Origin of the sequence: Brevibacterium sp. 239c, from assembly GCF_900169365.1 — a bacterium.
In the GTDB taxonomy this organism is placed as follows: Bacteria; Actinomycetota; Actinomycetes; order Actinomycetales; family Brevibacteriaceae; genus Brevibacterium.
Genome location: NZ_FXZH01000003.1, coordinates 186,978 through 206,698, shown reverse-complemented (window position 1 = coordinate 206,698; position 19,721 = coordinate 186,978). Strand labels below are relative to the sequence as shown.

The window sequence follows — 19,721 nt, the reverse complement described above, 5'->3', positions numbered from 1 at the left end:
CCCGGGGAGCAATCTCACAACTGATGCATGAGTGCGGCGGGGATGATTCCCCGCCGCACTCTGCGATAATGGGCGGGTGCACAACTATCGTGATGAAGGCATCGTGCTCCAGGGGCACAAACTCGGCGAAGCCGACCGCATCGTCACTGTTCTCACCCGCAGCCACGGGCTGATCCGAGCAGTTGCGAAGGGCATCCGCCGCACCAAGTCACGTTTCGGTTCCCGACTCGAACCCTTCATGCTCGTAGACCTGCAGTGTCACGTCGGCCGCAGCCTCGACATCGTCACCCAGGTCGAACTCATCGAGCCCTTCGCCCGCGGCATCGGCGCAGATTATGACGCCTACTCCGCAGCCAGTGTGATGGCTGAGACTGCCGCCCGAATCACCGAGGTAGAACCCCAGTCGCGCACCCACTTCCTGCTTCTCGTCTCCGCCATCCGCTCCCTGTGCAACGGCGAGCACCCGCCGAGGTTGGCCCTCGACGCGTATCTTCTCCGGGCCATGTCCGTGGCCGGCTGGGCACCGAGTCTGCTCGACTGCGCACAGTGTGGCAGCCCTGGTCCCCACCGCGCGTTCTCAGCCTCCCTGGGCGGAGCCGTGTGCACCACGTGCCGCCCCAGCGGCGCGGCTCTGCCAGACACCGATGCGCTCGAGCACATGGCCGCTCTGCTCTCCGGAGACTGGCAGCGAGCGGAGTCCTCGGACCTTCACGACCAGATCGACGGTTCCAAACTCGTCTCCGACTGGGTGTCATGGCATTTGGAGCGCAATATCCGATCACTGAGAGTTCTGGAGGCCAGATGAGCTACCCCGCGCCGCCCCCGCACCCCAGCGGAGCCCGACCCCCCGGCATCGAGGCGAAGTTCGTCCCGAAGCACGTCGCCGTGGTCATGGACGGCAACGGCCGGTGGGCCAATGATCGTGGACTGCCGCGCACCGAAGGCCATAAGGCCGGAGAGGCCTCACTTCTCGAAGTCATCCACGGTGCCATCGAGATGGGTGTCGACTATCTCTCCGCCTACGCATTCTCCACCGAGAACTGGAAACGGTCCCCGGATGAGGTTCGCTTCCTCATGGGCTTCAACCGTGATGTCATCCGCCGTCGCCGCGATGAACTCAATGAGCTCGGTGTGCGCATCGTGTGGGCCGGGCGTCGTGGTCGCCTGTGGCGCTCGGTCATCGACGAACTCGAATCCGCGGCGGAGATGACCAAGGACAACACCGGCCTGGTCCTCCAGTTCTGCGTCAACTACGGAGGCAGATCGGAGATCGTCGACGCGGTCAACCAGATCACCGCCGAGGTGGCCGCCGGGAAGCTCAAACCTGGAAAGGTCAGCGAGAAGACCGTTCGCTCCCGTCTCTACGCCCCGCAGGTGCCGGACGTCGACTTGTTCCTCAGGTCGTCGGGGGAGCAGCGGACCTCGAACTTCCTGCTGTGGCAGTCCGCCTATGCCGAGATGGTCTTCCAGGACGTCCTCTGGCCCGACGTCGATCGCCGCACCCTCTGGTCCGCGATCGAAGAGTATGCCCGTCGTGACCGTCGCTTCGGCGGTGCCGTGGACCGATCGAGCTCCTGAGCTTTCGGCGCCAAACGCAAGCCATGACACCCGCAGCCCTCGAAACCTGCAAACAACAAGAAGAGGTCCCGCAGCGAAAACGTTGCGGGACCTCTTCTCTATGAGCTTCGTGCCGAACCCTGCTCAGCTCTTCAGCTGCGCCGGAACTTCAGCAGCGGGCAGTACCTGCGCACTGCCCAGAACCTCAGTAACGATCGCCTGAGCGTTCGCCGCCGAAGCGGTCGTTGCTGAACTTCTTCTGGCCTCCACGACGGTCGCCGCGGAAGTTGCGGCTGTCGCCGGGCTGTTTGTCGAAGTTGCGCTTCTTGAACGGGCGAGACGGACGTCCCGAATCCGGACGAATGTCGATCGGACGACCCTGGATCTCGGTGTTCGAGAGCTTGCGCATGACCGAGGAATCGAGATCCTTGGGCAGGTCGACCAGGGTGTGGTTCGACCGGATATCGATGTGGCCGATCTCCTTCGAGGTCAGGCCGCCCTCGTTGGCGATGGCACCGACAACCGCGCCTGGCTGCAGGCGTTCGTTGCGGCCAAGGGCCAGACGGTAGGTAGTCATGTTCTCATCACGCGGACGAGACGAGCGTTCACGACCGGGCTTTCCGTCGCGTCCGCCGCCGTCACGGTCACGTCCTGGCTTGCCGCGGCTCGGCTCAGGCATGGGGTCTGCCGTGAGAGAGTTCGACTCGAGGACCATGGAGGCCAGAGCGGCTGCGATGTCCGTCGCCGGAACATTGCGGGAGAGCTCGTACTGTTCGATGACGGTCGCGAGCTCGGTCAGTTCGGTCGTGGCCAGCACATCGTCGATGCGCTTCGTGAACTTCTCCACACGAGTATTCGTCAGCTGTTCCACGCTGGGCATCGACAGCGGTTCGACCTTCTGCTTCGTTGCGCGCTCGATGGAGCCGAGCAGACGCTGTTCACGCGGGGTGACGAAGAGGATGGCCTCGCCGGAACGTCCTGCACGGCCGGTGCGGCCGATGCGGTGGACGTAGGACTCGGTGTCATGGGGGATGTCGAAGTTGACGACGAGGGTGATGCGTTCGACGTCGAGGCCGCGGGCTGCGACATCGGTGGCGACGAGGATGTCGACCTTGCCGCTGCGCAGCATATCGATCGTGCGCTCACGAGCCTGCTGCGGAATGTCACCGTTGATCGCCGAGGCCTTGAAGCCACGTGCACGCAGTTTCTCAGCGAGCTCCTCCGTGGCCTGCTTGGTGCGGACGAACATGATGATGCCCTCGTACTCCTCGACCTCGAGGATCCGGGTCAGGGCGTCGAGCTTATGGGAGTGCTGGACCATGTGGTAGCGCTGACGGATATTCGATCCGGTCTGCGATTTCGAAGCGACCCGCACCTCTTTGGGGTTGTTGAGGTACTTGCCGGTGAGGCGGTGGATCGATGTCGGCATCGTGGCGGAGAACAGAGCCACCTGACGCGAGTCACCGGATTGACTGAAGATCTCTTCGATGTCTTCGGCGAAGCCCATCTTGAGCATCTCGTCGGCCTCATCGAGGATGAGGTGACGCAGGCTTGCGAGCTTGAGGGAGCCCTTTTTGAGGTGGTCGATGACTCGACCGGGGGTTCCCACGACGACCTGCGCACCGCGTTTGAGGCCCGACAGCTGAGGGCCGTAGGCCTGGCCGCCGTAGATCGGGAGGACAGAGAAGTCATTGAGATTCGTGGCATACGAGGTGAACGCCTCGGCGACCTGGATCGCAAGCTCACGGGTGGGGGTCAGAACGAGAGCGAAGGGGCCATCGTTGGCACGGCCAGCCTCGGCGAGGTCGGACAGTGCGGGCAGAGCGAAAGCGGCGGTCTTGCCGGTACCGGTCTGGGCCAGGCCGATGACATCGCGGCCCTCAACCAGTGCTGGAATCGTCTCAGCCTGGATCGGAGTCGGGGTCTCATAACCCTGAGCCTCGACCGCCTGGAGGACGAGCGGGTGGAGACCCAGCTCGGCGAACTTCGGTGTTGTCGGATTGTCGGATGTTGACACATCTGTCATGAGTTTTCTCTCTCACGTCGGCACACGCTTGATCGCAGATGACTTTGGTGGCGATCTACCCTGCGGCCGCTTGTGCATTCATCGTGAGCAATCCGGGCCGAAACCGTAAGAGTTCCAAGGCTTGCTTGGACAGACTTGAAAATCGTCGTTACGGAGAAAGGTTTGGGTGTACCTCAATCGTACATGCCCCACGCCCGCCGAGGTTGTCCCAGGCCCCGGAATAAGTGTGAGTTCCGTCGCCCAAGAGGGGAGACCTACTGACCGGTGGTGAACAGATAGGCTGTACCTGCGAGCCACGGCAGCCGGCCGTCGGCGAACTACCTCAAGGAGAAATAACGTGGCACAGTCCAAGTTGGATGCCGTCATCGCCCTGGCCAAACGCAGAGGATTCGTCTTCCAAGCCGGAGAGATCTATGGCGGGTCCCGGTCGGCCTGGGACTACGGGCCATTGGGTGTTGAGCTCAAGGACAACATCAAAGCTCAGTGGTGGCAGACCTTCGTCCGCGGTCGCGAAGACGTCGTCGGACTCGACTCCTCCATCATCCTGCCCAAGCGGGTATGGGAGGCCTCCGGGCACGTGGAGACCTTCGTCGATCCACTCGTCGAATGCCTCAACTGCCACAAGCGCCACCGCGAGGACCACCTCGTCGAAGCCTACGAGGCCAAGCACTCCAAGGCGCCCGAGAACGGCATGGCCGACGTCGTCTGCCCCGACTGCGGAACTCGCGGACAGTGGACCGAGTCGCAGGAGTTCTCCGGTCTGGTCAAGACCTACTTGGGCCCCGTTGAATCGGAAGCGGGTCTGAACTATCTGCGTCCCGAGACCGCACAGGGAATCTTCGTCAACTTCAACAACGTCGTCACCGCTGCACGGAAGAAGCCGCCGTTCGGCATCGGCCAGATCGGCAAGGCCTTCCGCAACGAGATCACACCCGGCAACTTCATCTTCCGCACCCGTGAGTTCGAGCAGATGGAGCTCGAGTACTTCGTTTGTCCCGAAGAGGCCGACGACTACTACCGCGAATGGGTCGAGGCCTGCTGGAACTGGTTCATCGAACTCGGCATCTCCGGAGACAACGTGCGTCGCCTCGACGTCCCCGAAGACGACCGGGCGCACTACTCGTCCGGCACCATCGACATTGAGTACCGGTTCGGGTTCCAAGGCTCGGAATGGGGCGAGCTGATGGGCGTGGCCAACCGCACCGACTATGACCTCGGAACCCACACAGAGGCATCGGGCGCAAAGCTGCAGTACTTCGACCAGGCCAGCGGTGAACGTTTCACCCCCTACGTGATCGAACCTTCCTTCGGTCTGACCCGTTCGATGATGGCCTTCCTCGTCGATGCCTACACCGAGGATGAGGCACCGAACACCAAGGGCGGAACGGACAAGCGCATCGTGCTCAAGCTCGACCCGCGTCTGGCGCCGATCAAGGCGGCCGTGCTGCCGCTGAGCCGCAATGAGAAACTGTCTCCACAGGCCAAGGAACTCGCGGCTCGTCTGCGTAAGCGCTGGAACATCGACTTCGACGACGCCGGTGCGATCGGCCGGCGCTACCGCCGTCAGGACGAGATCGGCACCCCGCTGTGCATCACGTTCGATTTCGACTCGCTCGATGACCAAGCGGTGACGATCCGCAAGCGTGACGATATGAGCCAGGAGCGTGTGAGCCTCGATCAGGTGGAGAACTACCTGGCCGAGGCGCTCGGCGGAGCCTGAGCACGTCGGCAGAGCCTTGAACGGCGGGTCCGGTCGATCGGAACGGCGGTCGGCCGGACCTGACTCGTTCGGCAGCGCTCCTTCGAGCGCAAACGGCGCGCGTGATGCACCTCGCGCATTGGGAGCCGCGCATCGCGAGTGCACACACCTGCAGTGAGTTCGCATCACCCATATGAAGGTTCGACATGCATATGCCAGCCCATCGGGGACCCAAGGCCTCGCCGAGAGTCCGTCTGATCATGACCGTTTGTCTCGTCCCACTCGTCCTCCTCACGATCGGGGGACTGCTGCTGCTGTGGCCGGACGCTCCCGAACAGGAGTTGCCGGGCGGCGGCCCGATGACAAACTCCGCCGAGGGCGTCGCCGACGCCGAGGCAAAGATCGTTGCCGTCGACGCCTCCGACTGTGCGTCGGGCGATGAGGAGGACTCGACGCTCGCAGTGGACTGTATGACGTTCACGGCCGAAGTCGACGGGCAAGAGGGGAGTCTCTATGTGACTCCCGATGCGATCAAGTCCGGAATCGGCGTCGGAGACACGGTCAAGGTCCTCGACTTCACCGATTCCCCGGACAGCGCGGAGATCGGCTCAGACTATGTCTTCATCGACTACGACAGGAATGTTCCGATTCTCGCACTGGCGATCATCTACGGGCTCGTCGTGCTCTTGGTCGCGGGCTTTCGCGGTCTGCGGGCGCTGGCCGGCCTCGGCTTCGCTGGTGTCGTGCTGATCGTCTTCATGCTGCCGGCCATTCTCGACAGTCAGCCGCCGATCCTGGTGGCCATGGTCGCCGCGAGTGCGATCATGCTCATCGCCTTGTATCTGGCACACGGAGTGTCTACGCGGACGACTACAGCTCTCTTCGGAACTGTACTCGGCATCATCATCACCGGCGTGCTCGGTGCCTGGATGACCTCTTGGGCGAATCTCGGCGTTGCCTACACCGAGGATGCGTTCCTGCTCGCGGACACCGCAGACGTGTCGATGGCCGACCTCATCGTCTGTGCAATTATCGTCACCGGCCTCGGCGTGCTCAACGACGTCACCATCACACAGGCCTCGGCGGTGTGGGAGCTGGCCAGCGTGGCACCGGATCTGAAGGCCGGGCAGCTCTTCACCCGAGCCATGCGAATCGGCCGCGACCACATTGCCTCGACCGTGTACACGATCACATTCGCCTATGTGGGGTCTGCGCTGTTGACGCTCATCATCGTCTCGGCGCATGACCAGTCGTTCTTCGAGACCCTGACTCTGGGAGAGATGTCGGTCGATGTCGTGAGTATCCTCGTGTGCTCGGTCGGTCTCGTCATCGCGATTCCTCTGACGACTGGGTTGGGTGTCCTCGTTGTCAGATCCGGCCTGCGTCCTGAACGTGACCGGAGTGGCGGTGAAGCTGCTGAAGGGCCAGGAGTGCCTGGCCGAGCTGCGAATTCTTCCGGCCCGTCATAGGGCGACGTCACCGATTCGAGGGCATGAGTTCGGGCGGTGCCGACGCTGATTCGACGACGTCAGTTGGGGTGGTCTCGACGCCCGTTCGAGGGCGCCCGTCGCGCTTCCGACACAGGAGCGAGAACGATTCGAGAGATTCTGACGGACGCGAATCGGCCCCGACTCCTCCATGAGGCATCGGGGCCGATTCGGCTGACAGCTCCAGGGTCGCCTCGACCCGGTGCGAACGAGTCTCAGCTGGGATCAGAGCTTCGTCCAGGCCTCCGAGAGGACGCCGCGGATGATCTGCTCCATCTCGTCGAACTCCTTCTGGCCCACGGTCAGCGGAGGCGAGAGCTGGATGACTGGATCTCCACGGTCATCGGCGCGGCAGTACAGGCCGTTTTCGTACATCTTCGCGGACACGAAGTTCTTGAGGATGCGTTCGGACTCCTCCTCGGTGAAGGACTCCTTGGTGTCACGGTCCTTGACGAGTTCGATGCCGTAGAAGAAGCCCTCACCGCGAACGTCTCCGACGATCGGCAGATCCTTGAGCTTCTCGAGGGTGAACTTGAACGCAGCGGCATTTTCATGGACGTGGTCGTTGAGCTTCTCCTTTTCGAACACGTCGAAGTTCGCCATCGCCGCGGCACAGGCGACGGGGTGACCGCCGAAGGTGTAGCCGTGGTAGAAGGTCTCGTCTCCACCGGGGCCGAAGGGCTCGAACAGGCGATCCGAGGCGATCATTGCGCCCAACGGTGCATAGCCGGAGGTGATGCCCTTGGCGCTCGTGATGATGTCGGGGACATATCCGAAGTCGTTGCAGGCGAACATGTCGCCGATGCGGCCATAGGCGCAGATGGTTTCGTCGGAGACCATGAGGACGTCGTACTCGTCGCAGATCTCGCGCACCCGATCGAAGTATCCGGGTGGCGGCGGGAAGCAGCCGCCGGAGTTCTGCACCGGTTCGAGGAAGACGGCCGCGACTGAATCGGCGCCCTCGAACTCGATGGCCTCGGCGATGCGGTCCGCTGCCCAGCGGCCGAAGGCCTTCTCATCGTGGGCGTAGGGCTGCGGCGAACGGTAGAAGTTCGTATTGGGCACCTTGATCGCACCGGGCACCAGGGGCGCGAACTGTTCGCGCAGATCGGGCAGCGAGGTCACGGACAGGGCGCCGTGTGGGGTGCCGTGGTAGGCGGTGGCACGCGAGATGATCTTGTGCTTGCCCGGCTTGCCCGTGATCTTGAAGTAGTTCTTCGCCAGCTTCATTGCGGACTCGACGGAATCGCCGCCGCCGGAGGTGAGGAAGACTCGGTTGAGGTCGCCGGGAGCGTAGCTGGCCAGGCGCTCAGAGACCTCGATGGCCTGCGGATGGGCGAAGGACCACAGCGGCATGAATGGCAGCTTCAGCGCCTGATCATACATCGCCTTCGCGATCTCTTCGCGACCGTGGCCCACCTGGACCGTGAACAGGCCGGCCAGACCGTCGATGTACTTGTTGCCCTTGTCATCGAAGATGTGGTGGCCTTCGCCACGGGTGATGATCGGTGCTTCACCGCCGTTGAACAGTGCCTGGTGTGGCGACATGTGCATCCACATGTTGTTGCGGATGGCATCCTGATAGCCGGTGCCGGTTCTGGTGACATTCTCTGTCATCGCGTCCCCCAATTGTATTTTTGCTTTTCGAGTGAGAGGTACATGAAGAGCTCCGTGTCTACGACTGCGTCGATCGAGCGGAGTTCTTGGTTGACGAATTCGATCAGGTGGCGATCCGATTCGCAGACGATCTCGACCAGGATGTCGAACGACCCTGCGGTCACGACGAGATAGTCGATCTCGTCGTATCCGTGAAGCCGGTCGGAGACCTTCGAGATATCGCCCCGTACCTTGACCCCCACCATGGCCTGTCGGGCGAAGCCCAGACTCAGCGGATCGGTTACGGCGACGATTTCCATCACGCCGGAATCGATGAGTCTGGAGACCCTCTGACGCACGGCTGCTTCGGACAGTCCGACGGACTTTCCGATGGCGGAATAGGACTTGCGTCCGTCGTGCTGCAGCTCGACGATGATCGCTTTCGATTTCTCGTCGAGATTGCCCAGGCGGTGATTGCTTCCGCTCGGCATCAAGTGGGTCATTCTTCACCTCCGTGATTTGGATCTCAATACAATCTACCATTGAATCAGTCGGAATGCGCATGTTCGTATGCGAATTCAGTCGAATCTGAAAAATAATGGTTCTGGATTCGTCAGGATTTCACTTTTCCACGCTTAGTGCCGCCCGTTAACACGCGTGGGCGTCACTCGGCAACACGCGTGTCGGAGTGATTGACACGGTGTGATGCGGCTCACCAGACTGTAATCATGAATGAGGGTGAGCTGTTCTACGCCGGAGAAGACAACCGGCCGGATGTGCAGGGAATGCGGCCCGGTGCCGAACAGGGCCGGGCAGGGCAGGAAGTCAGGGCTCGCCCCCAGCCGCGGCCGGGCGAGGTCGACACGATCGGCGCGAACGACCTGTCTTTCAGCCCTGATGAATACCTGGGGCGCATCGCCTCGGTGCGCAATCGCATGGTCGATCAGGGACTGTCGGCGCTCATCGTCACGGACCCCGCGAATGTCTATTATCTGACCGGCTACAACGCCTGGTCCTTCTATACTCCGCAGCTGCTGTTCGTGCCGGCCGCGGGTCCGCTCACGCTGTTCCTCAGGGACATGGACGCCAGGGGTGCCACGCACACGTCGTGGCTGCCGCCCGAGGACATCGTCGGCTATCCCGAACGCTACGTGCAGCGGCCCCATATTCACCCCTTCGACTGGGTATCCTTCGCGCTGCGGCAACGCTGGGAGGTCGCCCGGGCGTCCTCGTCACCGGTCGGTGTGGAGATGGACTCCCACTTCTTCTCGCCGCGGGCATTTCGATCCCTGGTCAATGGCGTCCCTGAGTGGCGCCTCGTCGACTCCTTCGAGCTGGTCAACTGGATCCGGGCGATCAAATCCCCAGCCGAGGTGGCGCTGATGCATACTGCCGCCGAGGTGACCACGGAGTCGATGGATGCCGCACTGGGAACCATCGGGATCGGGGTTGCGCAGAACGAGGTGGCCGCGGAGATCGCCGCCGCGCAGGCCCGCGGACGCGGAAATGCCTGGGGAGACTACCCGGCCATCGTTCCGCTGCTGCCCACGGGGGAGAGCGCTGACACCCCGCACCTGAGCTGGACGAACCGCAAGTTCATCGACGATGAGTCTGTGAGCATTGAGCTGGCCGGCGTCCACCGCCGCTATCATGTGCCCTTGGCGCGCACCGCGGTGATGGGAAAGCCGAAGCAGGAGCTCATCCGGCTCGAGGGCGTCGTCGCCGAGGCGCTGGCTGCCGTACTCGATGTAGCCGCGCCCGAGGTGCCCACCGCCGAACTCGCGCGGACGTGGAATCGAGTGCTGGCGCTGGCGGGGCTGGAGAAGCCGAGCCGACTGGGCTACTCCATCGGGATCGGCTATCCGCCGGATTGGGGCGAGCGCACGATTTCGATCAGGACCGAGGACGATCAGTTCCTCGAAGCGGGAATGACCTTTCACCTCATCTGCGGCATGTGGATGAACGGATACGGCTACGAACTGTCCGAGTCCATACTTATCACCGACACCGGCTGTGACACGTTCACCGCGTTCCCGCGCGAACTCATCCGGGTCTGACCGCAGCTTCGGGTCTGACTTGAGGTTCGGGTCTGGGGCGAGCCTCGGCGATATCAGACCATGAACTGGATCCAGAGCCCGAGGCAGAGCGCGTTGACTCCGGCCACGGCCAGTACCCGGCCTTGGACCCAGCCGATGTCATTCGCCGAGGCGGGGCCGGAGGGGTCGGCCATCTGCACCGACATTGCGACACGGGGAGGAGCTGCGAGGGCAGCGAGCGAGCCCGCTGCGTTTCCTGCAGCCACGACGGGCAGGGAGGAGACGTGGGAGGCCGTGGCGGCAGCGTCGATGGTGCCGGTGAACATGGAGTTGGCGCCGGTGTTCGAGCCGGTGACCACGGCTCCGGTGGCGGTCAGCCAAGGCGTGAGCAGAATGAGACCGGCAGGCACCAGCGAGCCGATCGCAGCGCTCATGCCGGTCGTCGTCATGATCCAGCCCATCAGCATGAAGGCCGCTGTCCCCGCTCCGATGGGTGCCCAGGAGCGCACGGCGGAACGGGTGACGATGCGCCGTGATGTCACCGTCAGCGCTGCGATCAGGCAGGCGGCGGCCAGCCAGACCGGGGGAGAGGCGAGGATCTGGGTCAGCAGCGAGGGGAGAGCGGAGTAGAGTGCGCGGGCCAGCAGCAGGCCGAGTGTCAGTGTTGCGTAAGGCAGCACCGCGATCCCCAGTCTCCGGGTGAAGCCGGTGCTGCGACGTCGGAGTATGAAGATGCCTCCCATCACGGTGATGACGAGGAGCGAACCGATGATGCCTGCCGGGGCCATGCCGATGGCAATGCTCGCGGTCAGGATGCCTGCCCACATGAGTGCCGCGGCCGCCGCGATTCCGAGGCAGGAGACGAGGCCGGGGCGCATGATGAGGATCACCGAGACGGCGACGATGATGACGGGGATCGCATTGATCCACGCCGTCGCCACGCCGAGCTCGTCGACATCGAGGCCGGCCAGTGCCGCCGCGACCGTCGTCCCCGGACCCAGGGCGCCCCAAGGCACAGCAATGAGCCCCAGGAGTCCGAGGATCGCCGATTGGCGCAGCGAGCAGCCAAGGAGTCGAAGCACGGGGACACCGATGGTCACACCGATGCCGAAGCCGGTGACGGACTCGGCGAAGGGGACTAGACCGAAGACGACGAGAGCCACACCCAAAGGGCGACTGGGTGCCGCCGCTTCGACCCACGCGGAGATCTCACCCATTGAGCCTGCGGCTTCGAGCAGTCGGGCCAGAACCATGCCGAAGAGGAGGATAAGGGCGACCTCGAGGATGAGAGGGAAATAAGCCGCGCCGGACTCGAGCAGAACCGACATCGGCGTGGGGAAGAAGAAGATCACCGCCAGAACGGCGGCAATCACCCCGGCCGTGGCGGAGATCCACGAACTCTGCTTGAGGATGAGCAGGGCGATGGCGAGCATAATGGGGGCAAGCGCCAGCAGCGGAGTCATATGAACAGATCCATCATGTGAAGAAGTTTACCTTGGTAGAATTGACTCTATTATTCAAGAATAAACTATGATGTCACAATGGCGACCACAGAGGACCTCGGGGCTCGAGTATTTGGCGCGCGCATCAGAGCCCGCCGCAAATACAACGACTTGACGCTCAATGAGCTCGCAGTCCGTGCCGGGATCTCCCGGGCGGCCTTGTCGAAGATCGAACGCGGCGAACAGGACACCTCCGTCTCCAACGCCATGGGCCTCTCCCGAGCCCTCGGCGTCGATGTGGGAGAACTCCTCGCTCCGCCGGAGGTGATCATCACCCCCAGCCGCTCCATCCCCTCCCACAGCGCTTATGGCAGGGGCACAGTGCGACGGGATCTCCCCGCGCCGCGGGAGAACATGGAAGTCGTGCACTACAAACTCGATCCGCACTGCGAGACCGCCTCGTTCGCAGCTCACCGCAGCGGCTCACGGGAGACCTTCTTCGTCCTTGCCGGCAGCATCGAAATCGTCACCATCGATCGCCGAACCACACTGCGAGTCGGTGACTGTGCCCAGGCACCGGGCGATGTTCCCCATCAGCTGTCCAACCCGGGCGACGAGCCAGCAGAGCTGATGCTCATCATCGTCTGAAGCACCCCTCGGCCAGGTAGCTTCAGTTGCAGAAAGCCTCGGCTGCAGATGGCTCTTGACGCGGTCATCCGACCTCCGGCATCCTTGTATTGACACATTCCCGGCGAAAGACAGTCACTTCGTGAAGTAATTCCTCATTTCCGCATCAAGCGGGTGCTACGGACCCGCGCCGCACTTCTGTGCACGAAATGAGGACACATATGACTGCTGCCATATCCATCTCCAATCTCGGATACCGCCTCGGCGACGACACCGAGATCTTCACATCACTGACCGCCTCAATCCCGGCCGCCATCGTCGGGCTGGTCGGCGAGAACGGGATCGGCAAATCCACCCTCGCCAGGATCATCGCCGGTCAGATCAGACCCAGTGCCGGCCATATCACCGGTGCCGAAGGTGCCGTCTACATCGATCAGCTGCTGCCGCACACCGAGGACTCCGTCGCCACGGCGCTTGGAATCTCCGACATCAGGTCGGCGCTGTCGACCGCCCTGGCCGGTGACGCACAGCCAGGTGACTTCGACGTCATCGGGGATGACTGGGACATCGAAGAAAGGGCCCTGAGTGCTCTGGCCGATCTCGGCTTGACACTCGACGCCGATGCCCTGGACCGCCGACTGTCCACCTTTTCGGGAGGCCAGGCCATGCGCATCGGTCTGGCCCGGGCTGCGTTGGCGGGCGATCGCTGGCTGATCCTGGACGAACCAAGCAACAACCTCGACGAGGCGGGGCGTGCCCGCTTGGCCACGCTGCTGCGGGACAGGACGGGCCCGACCTTGGTGATCTCCCATGACCGCGGCCTGTTGACGAGCGTGACGACGATCGTTGAGATGACCGACCAGCTGCGGGTGTACGGAGGTGACTTCGACAACTATGAAGCCATGGTCGCGGCCGAAGAGGAGGCGAAACTGGCAGACCTCGTCGACGCCAAGAAGTCCCTGGCGATCGAAAAGCGCCAGCGCATTGAACTCGAAACGAAGCTGGCCCGGGCCGATCGGAAGGCGGCCAAAGACAAAGAGAATAAGCGCCGACCGAAGATAGTCATGAATGGACTGACGGATTTCGCCCAGAAGAGTGCGGCGAAGAGACGCGGAGACAAGGCAGCCGACGAGGCGGAGGCACGGTCGACGGTGAACACGGCCAAAGACGCACTGCGCAGAGACTCGAGCATTCGCTTGGATCTGCCGGAGACTGTGATCCATTCCGGCAAACGAGTCCTCGACATCACCGGGCGAGCACTGGCCCAGCCACGCACAGTGGTCGGTCCCGAGCGCATCCGACTGACCGGCGCCAACGGCTCTGGGAAATCGACGATGATGGCAGCAATCGCCGGCCGTCACGACACAGGTGCTCCGATCGACGAGCTGTTCCCGAACCTGGCGGTCACGGTTCCGGTCTCGATCGGCATCCTCGACCAGCAGTACAGGCTGCCGCCGACGCTCACCGTCATGGAAGCGGTGAGGGAGAACAACCATAGTCTGGGGCCGCACCGCGTCCATGAGGTCTTGGCGGCGATGGGACTGAGGGCAGGTCGGACCGATCAGCTCTGCTCGACCTTGTCCGGAGGAGAACGGTTCCGTGTGGCCTTGGCGAAGAGCCTGCTCCAGGACCCTGCGCCGCAGCTGCTCGTCCTCGATGAACCCGGCAACAACCTCGACCTGTCATCGCTGAGGGCTTTGGTCACAGCTTTGGACGGTTTCGGTGGTGCGATGATCGTCATCACCCACGATGATCGCCTCGCACAAGAACTGCGACTCGACGTCGAATGGGACATTCGGGAATTTCTGGCTCCGGTTCGGGTTGATGTGGACAGGGAAGTTGATGAGGACAGAGTCGAGATCCCGAAGGAGGGCACCTATGCGCGATCGTGAGACTGAGGCTTCTGCCTGTGCAGGTGTCTCATCATTTGACGACTCGGGGATAATAGCATGGTGAGTGTCATCAGCCCTGCCCCAGAGTCCGTATCCCCAGTGACCGTCGAGCCTCTGCGCATCGGCCCCATCGAGCTGTCCTCGCCAGTGGTGCTCGCACCGATGGCGGGAATCACCAACACAGCCTTTCGGCGCCTGTGCCGCGAGTACGGTGCCGGTCTCTACGTGACGGAGATGGTGACGTCCAGAGCCCTGGTCGAACGCAGCCCCAAGAGCATGCGCATCATCCAACACGAGCCCTTCGAGACCCCGCGATCGGTTCAGCTCTACGGCGTCGACCCGGAGACGATCGGGCAGGCCGTGCGGATGATCGTTGAAGAGGACCGCGCCGACCACATCGACCTCAACTTCGGCTGCCCTGTACCCAAGGTCACTCGTAAGGGTGGCGGCTCGGCCCTGCCGTGGAAGAAGGACCTCTTCGAGGCCATCGTCACCACGGCTGTGACCGAAGCAGACCGTGGCGGCATCCCGCTGACGGTGAAGATGCGCAAGGGCATCGACAAGGACCACCAGACCTTCCTCGATGCCGGTGAGACAGCCCGCAACGCAGGTGTCGCAGCGGTCGCACTTCACGGCCGGTCCGCGGCGGACCTGTACTCGGGCCAGGCAGACTGGGACGCGATCGCACGACTCAAGGACCACCTCGGCGACACCGTTCCTGTGCTGGGCAACGGTGACATCTTCGCTGCCGAGGATGCCCTGGAAATGATGGCCAGGACCGGTTGCGATGGTGTCGTCATCGGCCGTGGATGCCAGGGACGGCCATGGCTGTTCGGCGACCTCGCCAATGCTCTGGGTGGCAGTGATGAACGCTTCCGACCGGGCCTCGCCGAGGTGGCACGTGCGGTCTACAAGCACGGTGAATACCTGGTCGAATACTATGCGGACGAGTTCTACGGTGTTCGTGACCTGCGCAAACATATTGCCTGGTATTTCAAGGGCTATCCGGTCGGGGGAGATCTGCGTCGTCAGCTGGCGATGGTCTCCTCGCTGGAGGAACTCGAGGGGCTGCTGGCTCAGCTCGATCACGAGGCACCGTATCCTGGTACCGATGCGGAAGGCTCCCGGGGGCGGACCACCCGCCCGAAGAAGCCGCATCTGCCCGAAGGGTGGCTCGACTCCCGCATCTTCGATGTCAGCGGGAAGTCACTGCTCTCCGAGGCGGAACTCGACATCTCGGGAGGATGACAATGCCATTCGAATCTCACCCACGCACATCGGTGCGCTCGGGGACCGTGGCGGTCTACACGCCGTGGGACGAAGATCGGTGGGTGAGCGAACCGGCGAAGAATCCGCGCCGATCGGCTTTTCAGCGTGACCGTGCCCGGGTGCTGCACTCCGCAGGCCTGCGCCGACTCGGCGCGAAGACCCAGGTCGTCTCGCCGGGGACAGACGATTTCGTCCGCACCCGACTCACCCACTCCCTCGAGGTCGCCCAGGTCGGACGCGAACTCGCCCGCTACCTCGGCTGCGACCCCGATATCGTCGACACCGCCTGCCTGAGCCATGACCTCGGACACCCGCCGTTCGGCCACCACGGCGAAACCATCCTCGACGCACTGTGCATCGACGTCGGCGGCTTCGAAGGCAATGCGCAGACGCTGCGACTGGTCACGCGGATCGAACCGAAGGTGATCGCTGATGACGGGCGCCCAGCCGGGCTCAACCTGACCCGAGCCAGCCTCGACGCGCTGACCAAGTACCCCTGGTCGCGGAGTGAGGCATCGGTGGGTCGACGCGATTCCGGTGTACGAAAATTCGGCGTCTATGACGATGACAGAGGAGTCTTCGACTTCTACCGTGACGGCATCGAGACAGGGAAGCGGTGCCTTGAGGCCCAGGTGATGGACCTCGCCGATGACATCTCCTACTCCGTCCATGACGTCGAAGACGCGATCGCCGGCGGACATCTGCACCTGGGAGATTTCGCTGCCGAGATCCGGCGCGGAGAGCTCTTCGAAATCACCCGCAAGTGGTATCTGCCGACCACGAGTGACGAGGAGATGGACAAGGCGCTGTCACGACTGCAGGCGGCAGCCTACTGGCCATCGGAGACCTATGACGGATCCAGGCGTGCCCAAGCAACCCTCAAACACATGACCAGCCAGCTCATCGGTCGGTTCGTCGGTGCAGCGGAAGCAGCAACTCGTGAGGAATTCGGCTGGGAGCCTCTTGCTCGCTACGCGGCCTCACTGGTCGTGCCCGAACCCACGGGCGTCGAGATCGCGATCCTCAAAGGAATGGCGACGCTGACGGTGATGGTCGCCGAAGATCGTCTGCGCCTCCATGACATCCAGTCCGCGGTCATCACCGAGCTGGCCCAGTGGTATTCCGAAGCACCGATCAATCTTGATCCGATGTTCAGAGCTGACTACTTCGAGGCGAACGATGACGCTGCTCGGCTGCGTGTCGTCGTCGACCAGATCGCATCTCTGACCGACCATTCCGCCTGGGCCCTGTACCACCAGCTCAAAGCAGGGGCGGGGGATCGTCTCTAGACCATGGCCGGACTGATCAGACGCGAGGACATCGACGAGCTTCGCAATCGCACTCGCATCGACGAGGTGGTGGGTGAGTTCGTCACGCTCAAGACCGCGGGGATCGGCTCGCTCAAGGGCCTGTGCCCCTTTCACGATGAGAAGACGCCCTCGTTCACCGTCCGACCCCAGGTCGGGATGTATCACTGCTTCGGCTGCGGGGAGTCCGGCGATGTCTTCGCGTTCCTGCAGAAGGTCGAACAGCTCAGCTTCGTCGAAACCGTCGAGTCGCTGGCCGGCAGGATCGGCATGCATCTGCGCTACGAAGACGGCAAAGGACCCGACCGCGAACAGGCCAGCCGGCGGCAACGGCTGCTGGAGATGCACGAGGTCGCGCAGCGCTTCTTCACCCAGTCTCTCGAAGGCGAGCAGGGGCAGATCGGTCGGGAGTTCCTCGAAGGCCGTGGCTTCCCTCTCAGCTCGAGCAAGGAGTTCGGTCTCGGCTTCGCACCCAAATCATGGGATTCGCTGACCAAGCAGCTCAAACGGGCTGGGTTCAGCGAAGAGGAGATCCTCGCCGGTGGCTTGGCCAGCGAGGGCGGCCGCGGCATCTACGACCGTTTCCGCGGCAGGGTTGTCTGGCCCATCAAGGACATGACATCGAGGACTATCGGCTTCGGCGCCAGGCGTCTGTTCGACGACGACCAGGGGCCGAAGTATCTCAATACTCCGGAGACTGCTCTCTATCACAAGAACCAGGTGCTCTACGGGCTGGACCTGGCGAAGAAGGACATTGCGAAGACCAAACGCGTGGTCATCGTCGAAGGCTATACCGATGTCATGGCCGCCCATCTCGCAGGAGTCACACAGGCGGTCGCCACCTGTGGAACGGCCTTCGGGCCCGAACACGTGAAGATCGTGCGGCGCCTGCTCGGCGACGATCCGACTGGCCAGGTGATCTTCACCTTCGACGGAGACGCAGCCGGACAGAAAGCGGCCCTGCGAGCCTTCGAATTCGAAAGTGAGTTCACTGCCCAGACCTTCGTCGCCGTCGAACCCGGTGGACTCGACCCCTGCGACTTGCGGATGCAGAAGGGCGATGGTGCTCTGCGCGAACTCATCGACGGTCGCAAACCGCTTTTCGAATTCGTCATCACCACCGCGATCTCGCGTTACGACCTCGACTCGGTCGAGGGCAGGATCGCTGCAGTCAAGGCCAGCGCCGAGGTCCTGGCAGATATCCGTGATCGCAACAGCCTCAGCCACTACTATCGCTTCGTCGCCGGTCGTATCGGCGTCGACATCGACGAAGTCGAATCCGCCGTCAGGGATGCCCGGAAGCGCCCGAAGAAGACGCAGCCGAGCCAGGCTCGTCAGCCTCTGGCCGGAGGTCCACCGGCCCCACCTCAGGCTCCTTCGCAGTCCCCTCCTGGGTCAGCGCAGCCTTCGCCCGGTGCACCGCAGAACCCGGCCGGTGGGCAGCCAGCGCAGATGAACAGGCCGCAGGCGCCCGGAGTTGGGGGAGTCCCGGGCCGAGACGACACCGCCATCGAATATGTCTATGACGAGCGCCCCGATGTATCGAACCTGTCGGCACCGATCAGCCCCGCTCGCCTCAAAACGGAGAAGGGCGCCCTGATGGTGGCGCTGCAGCATCCAGAGTTCGTCAATGCCAAGCTCTTCGATTCCCTGTCCGCACGAGCTTTCGAACACCCCGGCTATCGCCGAATCCAGGCTGCCATCAAGGCTGCCGGAGGTTTGAAATCAGCAGGCGGTTCGACATCGCCTGGAACGGCCGACGCCGCTCGGTGGGCAGATGCCGTCCTCGCCGCCAGTGACGAGGACCTCAAACCCTATGTCACACAGCTGCTGGTGACTCCTTTGCCGGTGGCCGACGGTGTCAGCGCGGAGGGGTTTGCCAGGGGCATCGTGGCCCGACTCTTCGACTACGACCTCGAACGGATCGCTAAGGAACTGCACTCACGTCTGCAGCGACAGGACACCACGGACACCGCTGCGCAGACGACGCTTTTGGGGCAGCTGCAGGTCCTCGAGCAGCACAGGGCCCGTCTGAAGACACTCATGTGAGAACTGCGGTTCTCGGCTGAGAACGTGAAATAGTGCACAATTGCAATTTTGCAGTTGGTGAAAAGTTGCATGAGATGCAAAAATATTCTCATGACCGAAACCGAATCCCTCCGCTCCAGAAAAGCGCGTCTGACACGACACGCGCTGCATGAGGCTGCGATCACGAGGGTCCTCGCCGACGGTCTCGAGTGTGCAACTGTCGCGAGCATCGCTGCAGACGTGGGCGTGTCAACACGCACCTTCTTCAATTACTACGCGACGAAGGAAGACGCGATCGTCGGACTCGATGAGTCCAATATCGATGAACACGTCGTCGATGCCTACGTCCACTCCGAAACCGGAATCGAAGACCTAGCTGCAGACACGTCCCGATTCGTGCGCGAAGCGCTGCTGATGGGGTCCGTCGACCCCGCTATGCCCGCGCGGCGGAGAACGCTGTTTGCTCGATACCCGGAGCTGGTCAGCAAACGGTTCGACCGTGCCGAGGCACTCGAAGAGCTGGTGGCAGAGCATGTGCTCGCCCGCCTGCGCTTCCTGGGCCAGGAGTTCTCCTCGGAGGAATCGGCCTGGCGCAGTGCCAGGATGCTCACCCAACTATGCAGAGTGCCGCTGAACCACGCGGGCCAGAGGCTCAAACGATCGCCTGAGCTCGTGGACGAAAAGGGTGGCACCAAAGAAATCTACGAAGAATCACTGGGGCTCTTCCTCAAGGTTCTGAACCGACTATGACAAAG

The 19,721-nt window shown here is 62.9% G+C and carries 15 protein-coding genes; 11 read left to right on the top strand and 4 right to left on the bottom strand.

Annotated elements, in window-relative coordinates; all coding sequences use genetic code 11:
* Positions 1-76 precede the first annotated feature (76 nt).
* Together recO and BSP239C_RS04335 are read left to right on the top strand one after the other, a co-directional pair.
* Positions 77-805, top strand: coding sequence for a DNA repair protein RecO (gene recO, locus BSP239C_RS04340; RefSeq protein WP_101570394.1), 729 nt, complete (start codon positions 77-79; stop codon positions 803-805).
* Complete coding sequence (locus BSP239C_RS04335; RefSeq protein WP_101570393.1) at positions 802-1,578, top strand: isoprenyl transferase; 777 nt, start codon at positions 802-804, stop codon at positions 1,576-1,578. The genes recO and BSP239C_RS04335 overlap by 4 nt, the downstream gene beginning before the upstream one ends.
* 184 nt (positions 1,579-1,762) lie before the next feature.
* Here the strand turns inward: BSP239C_RS04335 and BSP239C_RS04330 are convergent, their stop codons facing one another.
* Positions 1,763-3,583 (bottom strand): DEAD/DEAH box helicase, encoded by a 1,821-nt coding sequence (locus BSP239C_RS04330; protein ID WP_101570392.1) that lies wholly within the window; start codon positions 3,581-3,583, stop codon positions 1,763-1,765.
* Positions 3,584-3,920: 337 nt separating this feature from the next.
* Here BSP239C_RS04330 and BSP239C_RS04325 point away from each other — a divergent pair, with 337 nt between their 5' ends.
* Both BSP239C_RS04325 and BSP239C_RS04320 read left to right on the top strand, forming a co-directional pair.
* Positions 3,921-5,303 carry a glycine--tRNA ligase gene (locus BSP239C_RS04325; RefSeq protein ID WP_101570391.1) on the top strand — a complete coding sequence of 461 codons (1,383 nt, stop codon included), beginning with the start codon at positions 3,921-3,923 and terminating at the stop codon, positions 5,301-5,303.
* A gap of 185 nt (positions 5,304-5,488) precedes the next feature.
* Positions 5,489-6,751 carry a YibE/F family protein gene (locus BSP239C_RS04320; RefSeq protein WP_101570390.1) on the top strand — a complete coding sequence of 421 codons (1,263 nt, stop codon included), beginning with the start codon at positions 5,489-5,491 and terminating at the stop codon, positions 6,749-6,751.
* 243 nt (positions 6,752-6,994) lie between these two features.
* Here the strand turns inward: BSP239C_RS04320 and BSP239C_RS04315 are convergent, their stop codons facing one another.
* Both BSP239C_RS04315 and BSP239C_RS04310 read right to left on the bottom strand, forming a co-directional pair.
* A complete protein-coding gene (locus tag BSP239C_RS04315; protein WP_101570389.1) occupies positions 6,995-8,386 on the bottom strand; it encodes an aspartate aminotransferase family protein in 1,392 nt (463 codons plus the stop codon).
* Positions 8,383-8,868, bottom strand: a complete 486-nt coding sequence (locus tag BSP239C_RS04310) for an Lrp/AsnC family transcriptional regulator (protein ID WP_101570388.1) — start codon at positions 8,866-8,868, stop codon at positions 8,383-8,385. Before BSP239C_RS04310 ends, BSP239C_RS04315 begins: the two co-directional genes overlap by 4 nt.
* A gap of 225 nt (positions 8,869-9,093) precedes the next feature.
* Between BSP239C_RS04310 and BSP239C_RS04305 the strand changes: the two genes are divergently transcribed.
* On the top strand, positions 9,094-10,422 hold the full coding sequence (locus BSP239C_RS04305; RefSeq protein WP_180958917.1) for a M24 family metallopeptidase: 1,329 nt from the start codon (positions 9,094-9,096) through the stop codon (positions 10,420-10,422).
* Positions 10,423-10,475: 53 nt separating this feature from the next.
* Here BSP239C_RS04305 and BSP239C_RS04300 read toward each other — a convergent pair whose 3' ends face one another.
* Positions 10,476-11,864, bottom strand: coding sequence for an L-lactate permease (locus tag BSP239C_RS04300; RefSeq protein ID WP_101570387.1), 1,389 nt, complete (start codon positions 11,862-11,864; stop codon positions 10,476-10,478).
* A 78-nt stretch (positions 11,865-11,942) separates the two neighbouring features.
* Between BSP239C_RS04300 and BSP239C_RS04295 the strand changes: the two genes are divergently transcribed.
* The 6 genes from BSP239C_RS04295 to BSP239C_RS04270 all read left to right on the top strand — a co-directional run bounded on the left by BSP239C_RS04295 (position 11,943) and on the right by BSP239C_RS04270 (position 19,716).
* Positions 11,943-12,491, top strand: a complete 549-nt coding sequence (locus BSP239C_RS04295) for an XRE family transcriptional regulator (protein ID WP_101570386.1) — start codon at positions 11,943-11,945, stop codon at positions 12,489-12,491.
* Between the two features lie 200 nt (positions 12,492-12,691).
* Entirely contained in the window at positions 12,692-14,362 is a 1,671-nt protein-coding gene (locus tag BSP239C_RS04290) for an ATP-binding cassette domain-containing protein (protein ID WP_101570385.1), read from the top strand.
* 57 nt (positions 14,363-14,419) lie between these two features.
* Complete coding sequence (gene dusB / locus BSP239C_RS04285; RefSeq protein ID WP_101570384.1) at positions 14,420-15,610, top strand: tRNA dihydrouridine synthase DusB; 1,191 nt, start codon at positions 14,420-14,422, stop codon at positions 15,608-15,610.
* A 2-nt stretch (positions 15,611-15,612) separates the two neighbouring features.
* Positions 15,613-16,920, top strand: coding sequence for a deoxyguanosinetriphosphate triphosphohydrolase (locus tag BSP239C_RS04280; protein ID WP_101570383.1), 1,308 nt, complete (start codon positions 15,613-15,615; stop codon positions 16,918-16,920).
* Positions 16,921-16,923: 3 nt separating this feature from the next.
* The gene (gene dnaG, locus BSP239C_RS04275) at positions 16,924-18,987 is read left to right on the top strand and encodes a DNA primase (RefSeq protein WP_101570382.1); all 2,064 of its coding nucleotides are present in this window, start codon (positions 16,924-16,926) and stop codon (positions 18,985-18,987) included.
* 90 nt (positions 18,988-19,077) lie between these two features.
* The gene (locus tag BSP239C_RS04270; RefSeq protein WP_180958916.1) at positions 19,078-19,716 is read left to right on the top strand and encodes a TetR/AcrR family transcriptional regulator; all 639 of its coding nucleotides are present in this window, start codon (positions 19,078-19,080) and stop codon (positions 19,714-19,716) included.
* The last annotated feature ends 5 nt before the right edge of the window (positions 19,717-19,721 follow it).